This window comes from Pseudomonas oryzihabitans, assembly GCF_007665395.1.
Classification (GTDB): domain Bacteria; phylum Pseudomonadota; class Gammaproteobacteria; order Pseudomonadales; family Pseudomonadaceae; genus Chryseomonas; species Chryseomonas psychrotolerans_C.
On record NZ_VDND01000002.1, the window covers coordinates 263785 to 281011 of the forward strand.

General features: G+C 67.1%; 14 protein-coding genes and 1 pseudogene. 6 read left to right on the top strand and 9 right to left on the bottom strand.

Features of this window, described 5'->3' with window-relative positions; translation table 11 throughout:
- Window positions 1-91: 91 nt before the first annotated feature.
- The 5 genes from FSV73_RS05120 to FSV73_RS05140 form a co-directional block, all read right to left on the bottom strand.
- The gene (locus FSV73_RS05120; RefSeq protein WP_145004858.1) at window positions 92-1054 is read right to left on the bottom strand and encodes a FecR domain-containing protein; all 963 of its coding nucleotides are present in this window, start codon (window positions 1052-1054) and stop codon (window positions 92-94) included.
- Window positions 1051-1566: a sigma-70 family RNA polymerase sigma factor gene (locus FSV73_RS05125; protein ID WP_145004859.1), complete on the bottom strand. Its 516-nt coding sequence runs from the start codon at window positions 1564-1566 to the stop codon at window positions 1051-1053. The genes FSV73_RS05120 and FSV73_RS05125 overlap by 4 nt, the downstream gene beginning before the upstream one ends.
- A gap of 292 nt (window positions 1567-1858) precedes the next feature.
- Window positions 1859-3052 (bottom strand): DUF2252 domain-containing protein, encoded by a 1194-nt coding sequence (locus FSV73_RS05130; protein WP_145004862.1) that lies wholly within the window; start codon window positions 3050-3052, stop codon window positions 1859-1861.
- Window positions 3053-3201: 149 nt separating this feature from the next.
- On the bottom strand, window positions 3202-4833 hold the full coding sequence (locus tag FSV73_RS05135; protein ID WP_145004865.1) for a methyl-accepting chemotaxis protein: 1632 nt from the start codon (window positions 4831-4833) through the stop codon (window positions 3202-3204).
- Between the two features lie 414 nt (window positions 4834-5247).
- Complete coding sequence (locus FSV73_RS05140; protein ID WP_145004868.1) at window positions 5248-6651, bottom strand: PLP-dependent aminotransferase family protein; 1404 nt, start codon at window positions 6649-6651, stop codon at window positions 5248-5250.
- A 132-nt stretch (window positions 6652-6783) separates the two neighbouring features.
- Between FSV73_RS05140 and FSV73_RS05145 the strand changes: the two genes are divergently transcribed.
- The 3 genes from FSV73_RS05145 (at window position 6784) to FSV73_RS05155 (ending at window position 11032) form a co-directional block, all read left to right on the top strand.
- Window positions 6784-7215, top strand: a complete 432-nt coding sequence (locus FSV73_RS05145) for a carboxymuconolactone decarboxylase family protein (RefSeq protein ID WP_145004871.1) — start codon at window positions 6784-6786, stop codon at window positions 7213-7215.
- Between the two features lie 483 nt (window positions 7216-7698).
- Window positions 7699-9396, top strand: a complete 1698-nt coding sequence (gene aspT / locus FSV73_RS05150) for an aspartate-alanine antiporter (protein ID WP_145004874.1) — start codon at window positions 7699-7701, stop codon at window positions 9394-9396.
- Between the two features lie 16 nt (window positions 9397-9412).
- Window positions 9413-11032, top strand: a complete 1620-nt coding sequence (locus FSV73_RS05155; RefSeq protein ID WP_145004877.1) for a bifunctional aspartate transaminase/aspartate 4-decarboxylase — start codon at window positions 9413-9415, stop codon at window positions 11030-11032.
- Window positions 11033-11037: 5 nt separating this feature from the next.
- Here FSV73_RS05155 and dmeF read toward each other — a convergent pair whose 3' ends face one another.
- Window positions 11038-11997 carry a CDF family Co(II)/Ni(II) efflux transporter DmeF gene (gene dmeF, locus FSV73_RS05160; protein WP_145004880.1) on the bottom strand — a complete coding sequence of 320 codons (960 nt, stop codon included), beginning with the start codon at window positions 11995-11997 and terminating at the stop codon, window positions 11038-11040.
- Window positions 11998-12004: 7 nt separating this feature from the next.
- Entirely contained in the window at window positions 12005-12280 is a 276-nt protein-coding gene (locus tag FSV73_RS05165; RefSeq protein WP_145004884.1) for a metal/formaldehyde-sensitive transcriptional repressor, read from the bottom strand.
- Window positions 12281-12428: 148 nt separating this feature from the next.
- Here FSV73_RS05165 and FSV73_RS05170 point away from each other — a divergent pair, with 148 nt between their 5' ends.
- Entirely contained in the window at window positions 12429-12785 is a 357-nt protein-coding gene (locus FSV73_RS05170; protein WP_145004886.1) for a YajD family HNH nuclease, read from the top strand.
- Window positions 12786-12965: 180 nt separating this feature from the next.
- Window positions 12966-13577 (top strand): ATP-dependent Clp protease proteolytic subunit, encoded by a 612-nt coding sequence (locus FSV73_RS05175; protein ID WP_186309161.1) that lies wholly within the window; start codon window positions 12966-12968, stop codon window positions 13575-13577.
- 518 nt (window positions 13578-14095) lie between these two features.
- Here the strand turns inward: FSV73_RS05175 and FSV73_RS26045 are convergent.
- Both FSV73_RS26045 and FSV73_RS26050 read right to left on the bottom strand, forming a co-directional pair.
- Window positions 14096-14968 carry a methyl-accepting chemotaxis protein gene (locus tag FSV73_RS26045; RefSeq protein WP_437179267.1) on the bottom strand — a complete coding sequence of 291 codons (873 nt, stop codon included), beginning with the start codon at window positions 14966-14968 and terminating at the stop codon, window positions 14096-14098.
- Window positions 14954-16009, bottom strand: a pseudogene (locus tag FSV73_RS26050) (methyl-accepting chemotaxis protein); the annotation flags it as partial. The gene FSV73_RS26045 and the pseudogene FSV73_RS26050, both read right to left, overlap by 15 nt.
- A 742-nt stretch (window positions 16010-16751) precedes the next feature.
- Between FSV73_RS26050 and FSV73_RS25520 the strand changes: the two are divergent.
- Window positions 16752-17012, top strand: a complete 261-nt coding sequence (locus tag FSV73_RS25520; RefSeq protein WP_186309162.1) for a hypothetical protein — start codon at window positions 16752-16754, stop codon at window positions 17010-17012.
- Window positions 17013-17227: the final 215 nt, after the last annotated feature.

The following is a 17227-nucleotide window of genomic DNA, read 5'->3' on the forward strand; positions in this document are numbered from 1 at the left end:
CACCGCTCCCCATGAGGGTGTCTCCCGCTATCCCGGACGAGCGCGGCAAAGTGCTCAGGGCGTACGAACTTTTTTTCCCGCCACCCAGGGCTCAGGGCGCGGCGACCGAAATCCACCAGCGCGTGCGGCGGGTGACGCGGATCGGCAGGGTGCGCTCCAGGGCCAGCAACGCCTGGTCCGTGTCGTCCAGTGCCAGCGCGCCTGACACCCGTACTCCGGCCACGGCCGGGTCGCAGCGCAGCAGGCCGGGGCGATAGCGGCCGAGCTCGGCCAGCACCTCGGCCAACGGCCGGTCGTGGACCACCAGCATGCCGCGCGTCCAGAGGCTGGCGTCTTCGTCCACCGAGGCGATGCGCTGTACGCCGTGCCGGTCGAACCAGGCCTGCTGCCCGGCCGCCAGGCGCACCGCTGCGCCCTGCTGTGGACGCAACTCCACGGTGTGGGCGAATACCGCTACCCGACAGAGAGCGTCCTCCTGGCGCACGCTGAAGCGGGTGCCCAGGGCCTCCACCTCGCCCTGCGCCGTGTCGATTACGAAGGGCCGGCGGGGGGCGACAGGATCGGCATGGGTGGTCACCAGCACCTCTCCGCAGCGCAGCCGCAGACGGCGTAGGCGCTCGCCGAACTGCACCTCCAGGGCGGTCGCCGTGTTCAATACCACCTGGCTACCGTCGGCGAGTACCAGGGTGCGGCGCTCCCCCGTGGCGGTGGCCACCTCGGCACCCCCCGCGTCCAGTGGCAGGTTGTGCCTGGCCAGCCAGCCGGCCGGGACGCCGACCAGCAGGGCGGTCAGCAGCCTCAAGGTTCGCCGGCGGCTGAGGGTCCGCTCTCCCGCCAGACGCACCGTCTGCTGGCCAAGGGCGGCGGGTACGCTGGCGAAGGTACCCATGACCCGCTCGGCGCGTGCCCAGGCGGCGCGATGCGCCTCGCTTTGCGCCCGCCAGCGCTCGAAGGCCTGGCGTTGCCCCTCGTCCGCCTCGTCGAATCTCAGCACGAGCAACCACTCGGCCGCTTCTTCGAGCAGGCGCGGCGTGGGGGCGGACGGCTCGCTCATGCTTCGCTCGCCGCCAGGCAGGCGACCAGCGCGCGCTGGATGTGGCGGCGGACGGTGATCACCGCCAGGTCCAGCCGGGTGGCGATCTCGGCCAGCGTCAGCTGCTGGAATTGCGCCAGCAGGAAGGCTTCCCGCACCGGGGTGGGCAGGCCATCGAGCATCCGCTCGATCCGCAGCAGGGCATCAATGATCAGCCATTGGGTTTCCGGCGAGGGCACCTGGGCTTCGGGCAGATGGGCGATGGTTTCGCGGTAGGCGCGCTCCACCTCCTGGCGCCGCCAGAGGTCGATGACCAACCCCTTGGCCACCTGCACCAGATAACGCCGTGCGTCCTCGCGCACCGGCAGGCGACCGGAGGCGAGGATGCGCAGATAGGTGTCCTGGGCGATGTCCGCGGCATCCGGCGCGTTGCCCAGGCGACCGCGCAGCCACCCGGCGAGCCAGCCATGGTGATCGCGATAGAGTCGCTCCAGAGGGACGGTCGGCGAGCCGGAGGTCAGGGCAGGGGGCATGGGGAATCCTTGGCGCACACGCCGGGCTTCAAATGATAAAGCGTCTCATTTTAGTTAATCGTCAGAGGTCGCACAATGCGCGACGGCGAGGAATCGCCATTCCAGACGAGCAGGACGGCACCCGGACACACAGGCTGCCTGGCCGGGTGCATCGGTATCGATCCGTGGTGGTCGTCTGGAGCGAAGGGAGGGGGGCTATTGCCAGGTGACGCGCGGGGTCAGGCGCATCTGCCAGGAGCAGGGCATGACCTCGGAGCGCTGGCAGGTCCGGGAGATGGGTTTGGAGTAGAGGCTAGTCCTGCGCATGCTCCAGCGCATAGCGCCGGCAATGCTCCAGGTAACCCATCTCGTGGGCGCCCACCAGTTGCACCACGCTGCTCCAGAGCCAGGAGGGGGCGTCCAGGGTGCGGGTGCGGTTGCGCTGCAGGTCGCTCATCCATTCCACCCGGGTGGCGAGGTCCATCTGCCGGGCGTGGGCGCGGCCCACCACCCGTGCCAGGTAGGCGGCCGCGCCCATGGCTTCGCGGGCGCTGAGTTCGTCCAGCTCCAGCTTGAGGTCCTGGGGCAGGAGTTCGCGGATGAAGAAGGAATGGTCCAGCAGCCGCACCGCCAGCATGCGATTGCCTAGGGCCGGCGAGAGATGGCGCGCCCCGTCGACCACCCGCTTGCCGTTGTCCTTGGGCATGGCGGCGTGGGCGGCGCGGGGCGCGGCGGCGGCGACGGCCTGCTTGACGTCGATCAGGCAGTAATCCTCGTCGTCACCGTCGTCCACCCCCAGCAGCACCGCATAGCGACGTAGGCCCAGGGAGCTGCAGCCCTTGACCCAGTAGGCGCTGTCGAGCAGCTCCACGCGGCTGTCGTGGCTGCGGCCCTTGAGCGAGGTCACCAGGGCGTGGATCCCGGGCGTCTTGCACAGTTCGGCGATGGCCTTGCGCTCGTCCCGGCTCAGCTGCCAGAAGTGCTTGCCCAGCGGTAACTTGGGCCGGGTGTGTTCCATGCGCTCGCGCGCCAGGTGCTTCCAGGTGCGCTGCACCGCGCTGCGCATACCGGCCTTGACCTGGGCCGGACGCGGTACCTCGCGCTCTAGATCGTCCTCGAAGGCCACTTCGTAGCCGCGCATCATCTCTTCCAGCATCCGCGCGGTGGTCACGCCCGGCAGGTCCGAGCCGCGCGCCGCCGTGGCCAGCGACAGCGCCAGGCGCACCAGGTCATGGGCCGGATTGCCGACCACGGTCTGGTCCAGGTCGCGGATGTTGACGTCGGTGGAACCCTGCAGATCGCCGGTGGGGCCGAGGTTGCCGGCATGGCAGTCGCCGCAGATCCACACCGCCGGGCCATTGGGCAGATTGCGGCCCGGCTGGCTGTGCAGCCACTCGTAGAACTGCACCGTACTGCCGCGCACGTAGGCGTGGGCGGAACGGGCCATCTTCAGGTTACGCAACTGGGTGAGACGGGGCAGGCGATCGACGGGACGCGGAGTTTTCATGCAGGGCGCAGGCCTTGAGGGAGACGCCTTTGTGACCGTTGCGCTAGGTGAATGTTGCAGATTGTTTCGCGATGGGGAGCCTGCCGAGGTCTGGTCCCCGTCTCGGGACCAGACCTCGGCGATCCACGGTCACGCCGGTGTCGACAGGACTAGCAGCGGAACTGGCCGATCTGCCGGTTCAGGTCGTTGGCGAGGGCATCGAGCGAGACCGCGGTCTGCACCGTCTCGCCGATGGCTTCGCTGTTCTGCTGGGCCATCTGGGCGATGCGTTCCACGGTGCGGGCCACGTCCTGGCTGGCAGAGGTCTGCTCGCGCAGCGCCAGGGAAATCTGGTTGACCACCCGTACCACGCTGTCCGACGAGGTATTGATGCTGACCACCGCCTCGCCGGCCTGGTTGGCCAGCTCGACGCCGCCATTGACCTGGCGCACGCCCACGTCCATGTCGGCCATGGCCGCCTGGGTGGCCGCCTGGATCTTCTCGATCATGGCGGCGATCTCCTGGGTGGAATTGGCGGTCCGTTGCGCCAGCTGGCGCACCTCGTCCGCCACCACGGCGAAGCCGCGTCCCTGCTCGCCGGCGCGCGCCGCTTCGATGGCCGCGTTGAGCGCCAGCAGATTGGTCTGGTCGGCGATGCCCTTGATCACGCTGACGATGGAGGAGACCCGCTCGGAGTGCTCGCCCAGTTCCCCGATGCGCTCGGCGGAGGACTGCACGGTGGTGGCGATGGATCTCATGCTGTCCACCGAGGCCTGGATCGTCTGGCCGCCGTCCTGGGCCAGGCGGCCGGACTGGCTGGACAGGTCGTGGGCCTCGTTGGCGTTGTCGGACACATGGTTGATGCTGACGGTCAGTTCCTCGACCGTGGCGGCCATGCTGGAGGCGGCGCTGGACTGCTCCTGAGCGGCGCTGGACAGCTGGTGCGAATTGGCCGAGATGCTGTGGGAGGCGGCGACCAGCCGATCGGTGCCCTGCTTGATCCCCTGGATCATCAGGCGCAGCTTTTCCTGCATCTGGCCGAAGGCGCCGAGCAACAGTCCGACTTCGTCTCGACCAGCGGCCGGAATCGGAGAATCCAGGCGGCCATCGGCGATGGTGCGGGCGATGGCGACCGCCTGGGCGAGACGCCCGACGATGGTGCGCGACAGCGACCAGGCGATGCCGATGGCCAGCAGCACGGCGAGCACACCGCCGGTGATCAGGATCGTCATGGCGTGCTGCCTGGCCTCCACCATCGACTGGGTACGGTTTTCCAGCAGCTGGTTCTCCCGGGTCTTGATCTCGCCCAGCAGGCCGCGCATGGCGTCCATCTTGCCCTTGTCCTGGGCGGTGGCGATACGGGCGGTGAGGGCCTCCAGCGCCAGGGTGCCGGCATTGACCTGGCGGCGCAGGGCCAGGATCTGCTGCACCGACTCGCTGTTCCACTGCGCCTTGGCGGTCGCCAACTGGCTCAGGCCGTTCTGCTGCTGGGGGTTGTCCCGGGTGAGCTCGGTCAGCTCCTGCAGCTGGGCGGCGAATTGCTGCTCGCCCTGGTTCAGGGGCTCGAGGAAGGTGTCCTTGCCGGTCAGGGCGAAGCCGCGCATGCCGGTCTCCATGTTGACCAGCGCCAGCAGGGCGGCATCGGCGTCCTGCAACACCTCGTAGGAGTGGATGTTCTGCCTGACCGCCGAATTGACCTCGCTGAAGCCCTGGCTCGCGCTGAGGATCAGCGCCAGGATGATGGCCAGGATGGCGCCGAAACCGAGATTGAGTTTTTTCGAGATGGTCAGGTGACGCAGCATGGGCAGACCTCAGGCGCTGGGTTGTCGGGTGACGCCCGTCGGGCAGGCGGTCGGGTAGGGCAAGTGGGCGGCGCGGACGGCCAGGCAGCCCACGGGAATACGCGGCTCCGGGCACGCCGGCTGGCACCGGGGGTTGGCCTCGATCAGGCGCCTTGGCGGTCCTTGCCCAAGCGAAGCGGCCAGGGCAGCGTTTTCCGGCGAAAAGGACCGCGCTAGAGCCTGTTGGGCCGCTGTTGGAGTGGCAAGGCTGGAAAAAGTTTTCTGTGATGCAGTAGTCGTTTTCGCGGTTGGCGGTTTTCCTGCCGCGGCTGGCCGCGCAGCCTGTTCAGCGGCTGTGCTGACGCTCAGCTGGCTGCTGCCGCGCCTGGCGAGGCAAGGACCTTGGGTCCCTTAGCGGAGGCTCAGGGGCTGCCATCAACGCCACAGGCCGACCAGGCGCCGGGCCAGGTCGGTCGCCTCGGCCGCGCTAGCGATATTGGTGAAGCCCAGTAGCAGGCCCTGCGCCTGGGGCGTCTCCAGATACCAGCGCGATAGGGCTTGCACCGCCAGGCCATCAGCCTGGGCAGCATCCGCCCATTGCTGATCGCTGCCCCGCCGGCACCGCACCAGCAGCTGCAGGCCACCCGCGTCGGCTGCCATCTCCAGGTCCGGCGTGGCGGTTGCCAGCAAGGCGTCGATCAGCCACTGGCGCCGCTGCCGGTAGAGGTTGCGCATGCGCTTGAGATGGCGGGGGAAATGCCCTTCTTCGAGGAAGGCCGCCACCGTGGCCTGCAGCAGGTACGGCGAGTGGTTGTGTCGGCACTCGGCACCGTGGGTGAAGGCTGGGACCTGCTCTGGCGGCACCACCAGGTAGGCCAGGCGCAGACCAGGAAACAGCACCTTGCTGAAGGTACCGGTGTAGAGCACCCGACCCTGGTCGTCCAGACTCTTCAGCGCCGGCAGCGGCTTGCCGCGATAGCGGTATTCGCTGTCGTAGTCGTCTTCGACGATCCAGGCCTGCTCCCGCTGTGCCCACTCCAGTAGCGTCAGGCGCCGGGGCAGCGAGAGAGGAACCCCCAGCGGACTCTGGTGGCTCGGGGTGACCAGGGCACAGCGGGCCGTGGGCGCGCGGGCCAACCCGCTGGCGACGTCCAGGCCTTCGCCATCCACCGGCACCGGAATCAGCGTCAGGCCCGCCCGCTGCAGGGCGTGGCGAGCGATGAAGTAGCCCGGCTCTTCGAACCAGCAGGCGTCGCCCGGCGCCAACAGCGTCTGGACGATGAGGTCGAGGCAGGCGCGATAGCCGGCGCAGACGAAGACCTGCTCGGGCCGGCAGGCGATGCCACGTGACAGCCCCAGGTAGGTGGCGATGGCCGCGCGCAGGCCGGCATGGCCACGGGCGTCGGGATAGGCCAAACCCTCCAGCCCGGCAGTGCGCAGTTGGCGGGCGGCCAGTCGGGTCCAGAGTTTGCGCGGAAAGGCATCCAGTGCCGGCAAGCCCAGTTGCAAGGGCAGGGGCAGGCCGCCGGCGTGGGTCGCCAGCAGCGCCGGGGCGGACGCGGCGGTTGCCGCCTGGGCAGGTCCCGCGCGCTGCCACTGCGGCGAGACGCAGGTCCCCGCCGGTCCGCGGGGGACCAGAAAGCCTTCGGCGATCAGTTGCTGATAGGCCATCTCCACGGTGCCCCGGGCCACGTTCAGCTCCGCCGCCAGGGCGCGCACCGAAGGCACCCGGTCACCAGGGCGCAATCGACCTTGGTCCAGCGCCTGGCGAAAGCGCAGGTACAGCTGCCGATAGAGGGGCAGGGCGAGGCGGGCGTCGAGGGCGGCGGTCAGGATCATGGCCTAGTCGTTTGCAACGTTCTTGGCCCTATAGCCTAGGTCATCGGTCGCCTAGAGTGAGCTTCTCTTTCACGCGGACCGCGATCTTCAGCAGGTCCGTGCGCGCTTATCACCCCCATGCTGGAGTAGGCCATGAGCCAACTGCGTCTGCCGTTTTCCACCCTCTCACCCATCGCCTACCGGGGCCTGGTCGCCACCAGCCAGGCGTTGGCTGAAAGCTCGCTAGGCCTGCCGCTCGTCGAACTGGTCTACCTGCGCATCTCCCAGATCAACGGCTGCGCCTTCTGCCTGGGCAAGCATGGGCAAACCCTGCGCGAGCAGGGCGTTGCCCAGACCAAGCTCGACCACCTGGCCGGCTGGCGGGTCAGCGAGTCGTTCGATGCGCGCGAACGCGCCGCCCTGGACTGGGCCGAAACCCTGACCTTCGTTGCCGAAAAGGGCGCGCCGGATGGGCTCTATGAGCCACTCCAGGCCCATTTCAGCGACGCCGAAATCTCCGACCTGACCCTGGCGGTGGCGCTGATGAATGCCTTCAACCGGCTGGCGGTAGGGATGAGGCTCTAGATCTCGGCGCTTGGGCGCGTTATCAAGAGCAAGGCATCCTGGATTGCCGCGGGTGGTCGTTCTGGTTGAGCACCCGACGAGCGGCTTGCCTCGATCTCGGTCTTTTCACCCGGAAAACAAGCGCAGCGGCACGGCTTCGCTTGGCTCTTGCGCAACGCGAGTGGGGCGGGCCCTGGCGCTCCAGCGACCTCCTCGCGCGGTGCCATCGATCGCCAAATTTTTCGGCGGAAACCCCGCCTTTTACCGCACTGATTCGGTGCAGAGCCGCCTTTGACGGCTCTAGCCTGCTGTGCTTAGGTTCTTTGGGCCCTGTCGAGTTATGTCTTCTTATGACATGACTATTTTTGGTGAGGCGCCCTCGCGGTCAGGAACATCCTGTAGGGCATCCGGTGCAACGAAGGTTCTTCTGGCGGCACGCGCGACCAGGTCGAACCGTCGTTTTCACCTTCCTCTGCACATGGATCCCTGGTCGAAGGTGACCCCATGGAATACCTGCACCAGATCTTGAACCAGGCACCGGAACTGGCCCTGTTCCTCTCCCTGGCCATTGGCTACTGGATCGGCAGTATCCAGTTCGGCAAGTTTCAGTTGGGCGGGGTCGCCGGCTCCCTGCTGGTGGCGGTGGTCATCAGTCAGGTCGGCATCAGCATCGACAACGGTATCAAGTCGGTACTCTTCGCGCTGTTCATCTACGCCGTCGGCTTCGAGAGCGGACCGCAGTTCTTTCGCTCCCTGGGGCGGCAATCGCTGCGCGAGATCGTCCTGGCGGCGGTGATGGCGCTCAGCGGCCTGCTGACCATCATCCTCTGCGCCCGCCTGTTCGGCCTCGACAAGGGCATCGCCGCGGGAATCGCCGCCGGCTCCATGACCCAGTCCGCGATCATAGGTACCGCCAGCGCGGCCATCGCCAAGCTCGACCTGCCGCTGGAACAGATCCAGGTGCTGCAGGGCAACGTGGCCGTGGGCTACGCCGTGACCTATATCTTCGGTTCCTTCGGCGCCATCCTCCTCTGCGTCAACCTGCTGCCCTGGTTCATGCGGCGCAGCATCCGCGACGATGCCACCCAGGCCGAGGCCGAGTTGCTGGCCGGCGCCAAGGTCTACGGACCTGGGGAATTGCCGGCCATCCCGCCGCTGGTAGGACGCCTCTATCGCATCGACCAGGCGGCCGGCCAGACGGTGGAGCAACTGGAGGTGAGCGGCTCGGACGATCCCCAGGCCGCACTCACCATCGAGCGCATCAAGCGCGGTGGCGCCTTGATCGGGGTGACGCCCACGACGGTGCTGGAAGCCGGTGATGTGGTGCTGGTGGTGGGCCGGCGGGCCGGGGTGGTGGCCATCGCCGCACGCCTGGGTACCGAGTTGCAGTCGTCGCCCGACATGGACGTGGTGGTGGTGCAGCGTGATGTCACCCTCGACAACCCCGCCTTCATTGGCCGCCGCGTGGCCGAGATCCGGCACGCCGCCAGCCGGGCCCTGCGCCACGGCGTCTATGTGGTCGGGGTGAAACGCGCCGGGCGTCCGCTGTCCCTGGAGCCGGACACCGTCATCGAGGCGGGCGACCTGGTCACCCTCTACGGTACCCCGGACGACATCCAGAGAGTCGCCCAGCAGGTCGGCGCCCTCGTCGTGCCCAGCGACAAGACCGACTTCGTCTTCCATGGCTTCGGCCTGGCGGTCGGGCTGCTCATCGGCCTGGTCGTGATCCGCCTGGGCGCCATCCCCCTGACCCTGGGCAGTGGCGGCGGGGTGCTGATCGCCGGTCTGGTGTTCGGCTGGTATCGCAGTCGCCACCTGACCCGCGGCAACCTGCCGCTGCCGGCCTCGACCCTGCTGCGCGACCTCGGCCTGGCCGGCTTCGTGGCGGTGGTGGGGCTGCAGTCCGGGCGCCAGGCGGTGGAGACCATCGCCATCCAGGGCCTCTCCATCTTCCTGATCGGGGTGGTGGTCTGCGTGGTGCCCATCGTCATCACCATCCTCGTCGGCCGCTATGTCCTGCGCTACCGCAACCTGGCGCTGTTCGCCGGGGCCGTCGCCGGTGCGCGCAGCGCCAACCCGGCCTTTGGCGAGGTGCTGGACAAGGCCGGCAATTCCATTCCCACGGTGCCCTTCGCGGTCACCTACGCCCTGGCCAACGTGTTCCTCACCCTGCTCGGGCCACTGGTGGTGGCCTTCGCCTAACCGAAAGAGGCAAGTCATGAGCGAAGTCCAAGACGATTACGCCCAATACGCCAAGCTCAGCCCGTTCGAACTCAAGGACGAACTGATCAGACTCGCCTCGGGCAGTGAGAACCGCCTGATGCTCAACGCCGGGCGCGGCAATCCCAATTTCCTGGCGACCCTGCCGCGGCGGGCCTTCTTCCGCCTCGGCCTGTTCGCCACCAACGAGGCCGAGCTGTCCTATTCCTACATGCCCCATGGCGTCGGTGGGCTGCCGCAGCTCGATGGCATAGAAGCGCGCTTCGAGCGCTATACCGCCGAGCACCGTGACCAGCCTGGGGTGTTGTTCCTGGCCAAGAGCCTGAGCTACGTGCGCGACCAGCTGGGCCTCTCGGCCTCGGCCTTCCTGCACGAAATGGTGGAAGGCATCCTCGGCGTCAACTACCCGGTTCCGCCGCGCATGCTCAAGGTCTCCGAGCAGGTGGTCAGTCACTACATCGTCAAGGAGATGATCGGCGGCTACGTGCCGGCGGGCACCGTCGACCTCTTCGCCGTGGAAGGCGGCACGGCGGCCATGACCTACATCTTCCACTCGCTGCAGCAGAACGGGCTGGTCAGCCGTGGCGACAAGGTGGCCATCGGCATGCCGGCCTTCACCCCCTACATCGAGATCCCCGAACTGGAGGAATTCGGCCTGGAACAGGTGCACATCCAGGCCGACCCCCAGGCCAACTGGCAGTACCCGGACAGCGAACTCGACAAGCTGCGCGATCCGGCGATCAAGATCTTCTTCTGCATCAACCCCAGCAATCCGGCCTCGGTGAAGATGGACGACCGCAGCCTGGCGACCGTCGCCCGCATTGTCGCCGAGGCGCGTCCGGATCTCTTCATCCTTACCGACGACGTCTACGGCACCTTCGCCGACGACTTCCGCTCGCTGTTCGCCACCTGCCCGCGCAACACCCTGCTGGTGTACTCCTTCTCCAAATACTTCGGCGCCACCGGCTGGCGCCTGGGGGTGATAGGCGCGCACAAGCACAGCGTCTTCGACCAGGCCCTGGCCGAGTTGCCCGAGCAGGTGAAGGCCGCGCTGGACCGTCGCTACGGCACTCTGCTGCCGGACGTGCGCGGTCTCAAGTTCATCGATCGCCTGGTGGCCGACAGCCGCACCGTGGCCCTCAACCACACGGCGGGGCTCTCCACGCCCCAGCAGGTGCAGATGGTGTTGTTCGCGCTGTTCGCGCTGATGGACGAGAGCGACGGCTACAAGACCGAGTTGAAGAAGCTGGTGCGTCGCCGCGAAGCCGCGCTCTATCGCGAGCTGGGCGTCGCCCCCGAGAGCGATCCCAACGCCGTCGACTACTACACCCTGCTCGACCTGGAAGACCTGGCGCGCAAACTCCATGGCGACGCCTTCGCCACCTGGGTGAAGGCCAAGTTCAGCAGTGGCGACCTGCTGTTTCGCATCGCCAAGGAGACCGGCATCGTGCTGCTGCCCGGCAAGGGCTTCGGCACCCAGCAACCGGCGGCGCGGGTGTCCCTCGCCAACCTCAACGAATACGAATACGCGAGCATCGGTCGCTCGTTGCGGGCCATGGCGGAGCACTACTTCGCCGAGTTCGAAGGGGCGGGCGACCAGACCTCGCCATCGAGCTGAGCCGCTCAGGCGCTCCGATACTCGACCGTCAGGTGCGTGATCTCGTGCACCGGCTGCAAGCGCCGGCGGACGGCGCTGGCGCCGTCTCCCGGCGGACCGCTCACGCTGACGATGGCGGCGCGAGCCGCGGGTCCGACACGCCAGACATGCAGGTCGGTGATCACCAGCGGGTCTTCAGCGGCGAGCAACTCGCGGATCTCGTCCGCCACCTGGGCATCGGTCCGGTCCAGCAGCACGGCGGCGGTGTCCCTGAGCAGCAGCCAGGCCCAGCGCGCGATCACCAGGGCGCCGACGATGCCCATCAGCGGGTCCAGCCAGACCCAGCCGAGCAGCTTGCCGGCCAGCAGGGCGACGATGGCCAGGACCGAGGTCACGGCATCCGCCAGCACATGGACATAAGCCGATCTCAGGTTGTTGTCTTCGCCATGGCCATGGTCGTGGCTGTGACCACGACCATGAACATTGCTGTGGTCATGAGGGTGATGATGGCCGTGGCCATGAGCCGCTCCCGCGCCACCGGTCAGCAGCAGGGCGCTGATCACGTTGACGATGAGGCCGACGAGGGCGATCAGGGTAGCGGTGCCGAATTGCACCGGGGTGGGTTCGAACAGCCGGATCAGCGATTCGACCCCTATGCCCAGCGCGACCAGGCCGAGGATCAGCGCCGAGGCGAAGCCACCGAGATCCCCGACCTTGCCGGTACCGAAGCTGAAGGCCGCATCCTCGGCATGTCGCCGGGCGAAGGCGTAGGCCGCCGCGGCGATGCCCAGGGCGCCCGCATGGGTCGCCATGTGGAAACCATCGGCCAGCAGCGCCATGGACCCCGTGACATAGCCGGCGACGATCTCGCCCACCATCATCACCAGGGTCAAGGCCACCACCCAGAGGGTGCGCTGGGCGTTGCGATCGTGTTGGGCGCCCAGGAAGTCGTGACTGTGTCCGTGGCTGAGTTCCAGGTCGTTCATCTCCACCTCACTTGCCATAGCGGCGAATGGCTGCAAGCAACTGCTCCAGCCCTTCGGCTCGCGCCTGATCGGTCAGCGCGGGGTGGGCGACATGTTCCCTCGCATGCTCTTCGATGATCTCCTCGAGCAGCCCGTTAAGGGCTCCGCGGGTCGCCGCCACCAGATGCAGGGTCTTGGCGCAGTCGGCATCTTCTTCCAGCGCCCGTTCGATGGCCTGCACCTGACCCGCGATCCTTTTCACGCGCTTGAGCAGGTCGTCCTTGTGGGCTTTCATGTGCGACATAGCATACCCCCCTATCCTATATAGGCGACATCTTAGGGGTTCTCGACGGTGGGTGGAAGACGGTCGGGCCCAAGGCGCGAGCCGCCGTCGTCGATCACCCTGGGGATCGGGCTATACTGAGTCTCTTCCCTACGAATCCAGGTGCAGCATGGCTACCGATACCTCGAAGCTGGATCGAATCCTCGCCGAGACCCAGCGTGAGCGCGAACGAGGCTATCGCGACAAGGCGTTGAAGATGTATCCCCACGTCTGCGGCCGCTGTGCCCGGGAATTTTCCGGCAAGCGCCTGAGCGAGCTGACCGTGCATCACCGTGACCACAACCACGACAACAATCCCCAGGACGGCTCCAACTGGGAATTACTCTGCCTGTATTGCCACGACAACGAGCACAGCCGCTACACCGACCAGCAATATTTCAGCGACAGCTCCCTGAGCACGCCCAAGGTGGCCCAGGCTACGCACAATCCCTTCGCCGGGCTGGCGGGGCTGCTGAAGAAGGACTGAGGTCTCAACACCCCTGGCGCGCCCAGCCGCCTTAAGGCGGCCTTAAGCCTTGCCCTCTAGCTTTTCAGACCATCGGGCTGGGAGCGAGCAGGGATGAGGCATTCGATACGCGCGAAGTGGCTGTCCTGCGGGATACTCAGCTGGCTGGCCGTGAGCTGCGGGACCCAGGCCGTCGCCGAGATGAACGTCATCCGCGGCGACGGCGGTACCGCTGCCGACACCGTCTCGGTGTACTTCAACAGCGGCATCGACGACAGATCGGTCAGCTCGCTGCTGGCGGCGCTGAGCGACATTGCCCTCAAGTATCCCGCCACCAAGAACGTCAATCTCTATCTCAACAGCCACGGTGGCGACATGGAGGCGGGTTATGTTGTCTACGAGTTCCTCCGCCATTATCCGCTGCACCTCAACACCATCGACGCCGCCGCGACGGATTCTTCCGCAACGATGATCTATTGTGCGGCGGCGGATCGGTACGCCGCGCCATTGGCTACCTTTCTCCTGCATCCGGCCGCAACCTCGATCGCGCTTGGCGGGTACATCAAGCCCGACCAGGCCAAGCAGGCCTTCGAGGACGTCGAGCGCGCGAATCTCAAGTTTCGCGACATCTACAAGGACTGCCTCACGCTGACCCCGGAGGAGCTAACGACCTTGCTGTCCTCCGAAAGCAACCGAAGGCGCCTGGACTACGACGCCGCCAAGGACATCGGTCTGATCACCCGGTCGCAGGACCAGTTGCCGCGCGGAACCGACCGGGCGCTTTATTTCATCACCGACGGCGGGGGCAAGTGACACCGCCTCTCTCCCAGCGAGAGGGCCGAGGTGAGGGCGCCCCTTGGCGTAGGTTGGGTTGAGACGGCTCCACCGTCGAAGCCCAACGAGGCAGGTCCAGCCGAGGGATGTTGGGCTTCGCTGCGCTCAGCCCAACCTACAAGGTGCCTTCGTGGAAAAGGCTGCGCCGTTTTCCACCCTACGCCATTGCCTGACCTCGATACCCCCTCTCCCTTGGGGAGAGGGCCGGGGTGAGGGCGGCCGTTGGCGCAGGCTGGGTTGAAACGGCTCCATCGTCGAAGCCCAACGATGCAGGTCCAGCCGAGGGGTGTTGGGCTTCGCTGTGCTCAGCCCAACCTACAAAGTGCCTTCGTGGAAAAGGCTGCGCCGTTTTCCACCCTACGCCGTTGCCTGACCTCGACGCCCCCTCTCCCTTGGGGAGAGGGCCGGGGTGAGGGCGGCCGTTGGCGCAGGCTGGGTTGAAACGGCTCCACCGTCGAAGCTCAACGATCCCTAGCCAGAGCGCCGCTCCCGTCGGCTCACACCTTGAAGCGTGCCGTCATCTCTTGCAGACGGACGCCGATGCGGGCGAGTTCCAGGCTCGATGAGGCGGTTTCTTCGCTGGCGGCCGCGGTCTGGTCGGAAATGTCGCGGACATTGGTGACGTTGCGGCTGATCTCTTCGCCGGCCGAGCTCTGCTGTTCGGCGGCGCAGGCGATCTGCTCGTTCATCGATTCGATGTCCTTGACCGAGCGGGTGATGCGCTTGAGCATCTCGCCCGCCTCGCGGGACAGGCCGACGCTGCTGTCGGTCAGCTGCACATTGAAGTCGAGCACCGTGGCCATCCGGTCGGTGCTCTGGTGCAGTCCGGTGATGAGCTGGGCGATCTCGTCGGTGGAGGAGCGGGTACGCTGGGCCAGGCCGCGGACCTCGTCGGCGACCACGGCGAAGCCGCGTCCCGCCTCGCCGGCCCGGGCCGCCTCGATGGCGGCGTTGAGCGCCAGCAGGTTGGTCTGCTCGGCCACCGCCTTGATCACGTCCAGTACCCCACCGATGCTGTCGGCATGGCCGCGCAGGGTGGCCATGGCGGCCTTGGTCGACGCCATTTCCCGGGCCAGCACTTCGATCTGATCGACCGCCTTGCTCACCGACTGATCGCCCTGCTGGGCCTGGCGACTGGCCTCCAACGCCGACTTGGCGGCCGCGCCGGCGTTGCGCGCCACCTCGTGGGTGGTGGCGGTCATTTCCTGGATGGCGGTGGCGATCTGGTCGGTTTCGACCTTCTGCGACTGCACCCCGGCGCTGGTCTGCTCGGTCACCGCCGACAGCTCTTCGGCGGCACTGGCGACTTGCACCACCCCGTCGCGCACATCGCTGATGAGGCGCTGCAGGTTGCTGGTCATACGCTGCATGCTGGTCTGTAGCGCGCCCAACTCGTCCTTCCGGGTTACCTCCTGCCGATGGGTGATGTCACCGTTGGCCACGGTCTCGGCCAGGGCGACGGTCTCCTGCAGCGGCTTGACGATGGAGCGGGTGATCAGCCAGGCGCAGACCAGGCCCAGGACGACGGCGACCGCCAGCCAGATCGCCAGCAGCTGACGGGCACCGGCCACGTCGGCCGCGCGGAATTCCTGCTGGATCGCCGTCAGCTTGTCGGCGATGGAGAGCAGCGTGGTGATGGTGCTGGTGATGCCACCCTGGGCTTCGTCCACTCGCGCCTGGGTGACCACCAGTTGCTCGAGTCGCTGCTGATAGCCGGTGATCTCGCCGAGCAGCTGCTGCACGGTGTTGGCCGGCAGGGCGGCGGTGTCGAGGGCCTTGACCTGGTCGATTACGGTGGCGATGGCGGCGCGGGCCGCCTGTTCGCCGTCCTTGCTCGGGGAACTCGCGTAGCCGCGGAAATCGACCCTCATGCGTTGCAGGCCGACGAACAGGGCGGCCAGTTGCTGGCGATCGGCGGAGCGCCCGGTCTCGGCGTTGGCCGCGTCGGCCAGGGCGAGCATCTGGGCATTGGCCGACTCCATGGAGGTGGCGGCGACCTTGCGGGTGTCTTCCCGCTCGCGGGTAGCGCTGACCACCTGGGTGTAGAAGACGCGATAACGCTTGAGCGCGGCGTCGGCTTCGGCCAGCAGGGCCTTGTTCGCCGCGGCCCTGAATTTCGGCATGATGCCGTGCAACTGGGCCTCGGTCTTGTCCAGGGCGGCGAGCCACTTGGCCGCCTGGGCGTCATCGGCCTTGGTGAAATACACCAGCCGCTCGATGCGCATGTCGCGGGCCACGGTGCTGTAGCCGGCGATGTCGTTCATGCGCTCGCTGCGGTCACGCAGGGTGTCGGTGGCCGACCAGCCGGTGTAGGCCACCAGCAGGATCATGCCGATGAGCAGGGAAAAGCCCAGGGCGAGCTTGGCCCTGACGCTGAGGTTGCTTAATACGTTCCAGCCACGTTGCTGCATGAGGACTACCTGGATAGCGGTGCGTGATGAGGCGGTGGCGTCGGGCCTGCGCCTCGAACTTCACGGTTACGGCAGCCTCTCGGATTTCGTCGGCCGCCGGCAGTGCCGGTCGGTGCGAAAGGGGTGCTTGGCATCAAGTGCGGGTAACCACGGATTTACCTGGAGGCGTCGTCATCGGCAGAGCTCGGGTCGGCCTGGGCTTCCGGACCTGGTTCGCCCGCTCGCGGCGGGCGTTGAGGAGGCAGTCGGAAGCAGGTGGCCACGCGCTATCGATTACGACGATTCTTGAGGGCGCGCTAATAGAACGCGAATTCTCCAGATATTCGAATCGAGACGATGGGCAGGCCGATTCCGGGGACATGCGGCAGGGCGTGGCAGTGGTCCTATGTCGTATGTTTCTGTTTTACGACGATTTATCGCTTAGTAGTTTGACTATAGGCGCCGGCGTGGTGGGTTTTCCGGGTGGTCCGGACGAGGGTTTTTCCTGGTCGCCAGGCGGCCCCATCGCCATGCGCCTGTCTCGCTCGTACACTCCGTGGCGAGCCCGGTCCGCTCCTCAGGCGCCGTTAGCCTCGCCCGCCCCTCGTTTGGCGGATGCCAGTAGGGTAGCGGCGCCGCGACCGCTTCGCATGAGGCGCCAGGCACGGCACTTCAACCCTGTTGCGGACACCGTCCTCGGTGCCTTATCACCCCGCCACGGGCAGACCACCCCACTACTGTCGGATCGTCTCGGGATTCCAGAATGCGCACGCTGAAAAATACCTTGCCGCCCCCCAACATGCTGATCGTCTTCGAGGCCGCCGGGCGGCACCTGAGCTTTACCCGGGCGGCGCTGGACGGGCTCGCTACCCTGGGGTACTGCGAAAACCACAGCCGTCAGCTTGACTGGGCCGTCGTCCAGGACATCGGCCTGAGCGTCCGGACCCAGGACCCCATGCTCCGCGGGACCGACCGGGCGGTGTATGGCGGCAGCGACGGCGGCTGCAGGGCGAGCCCCGGATAGGGCTGGGCTCGCGGCGCACAGGCGGCGCTCGACCGCTCTGGGATCCAGGTGGCATACCCGGCGCCCTGCGCCGGCCCGCGCTACAAAAGCCCGGTCTTTCGTGTTAGGTTCGAGTCATGCCCTGCCCATCCCTCGACTGGCAACCCAGTCCCCCATAGCTCGCGCCTCCTTCGTCCTTGCCCTGCCGCAAGGACCGCTATCGTCCTGTCGCGCCC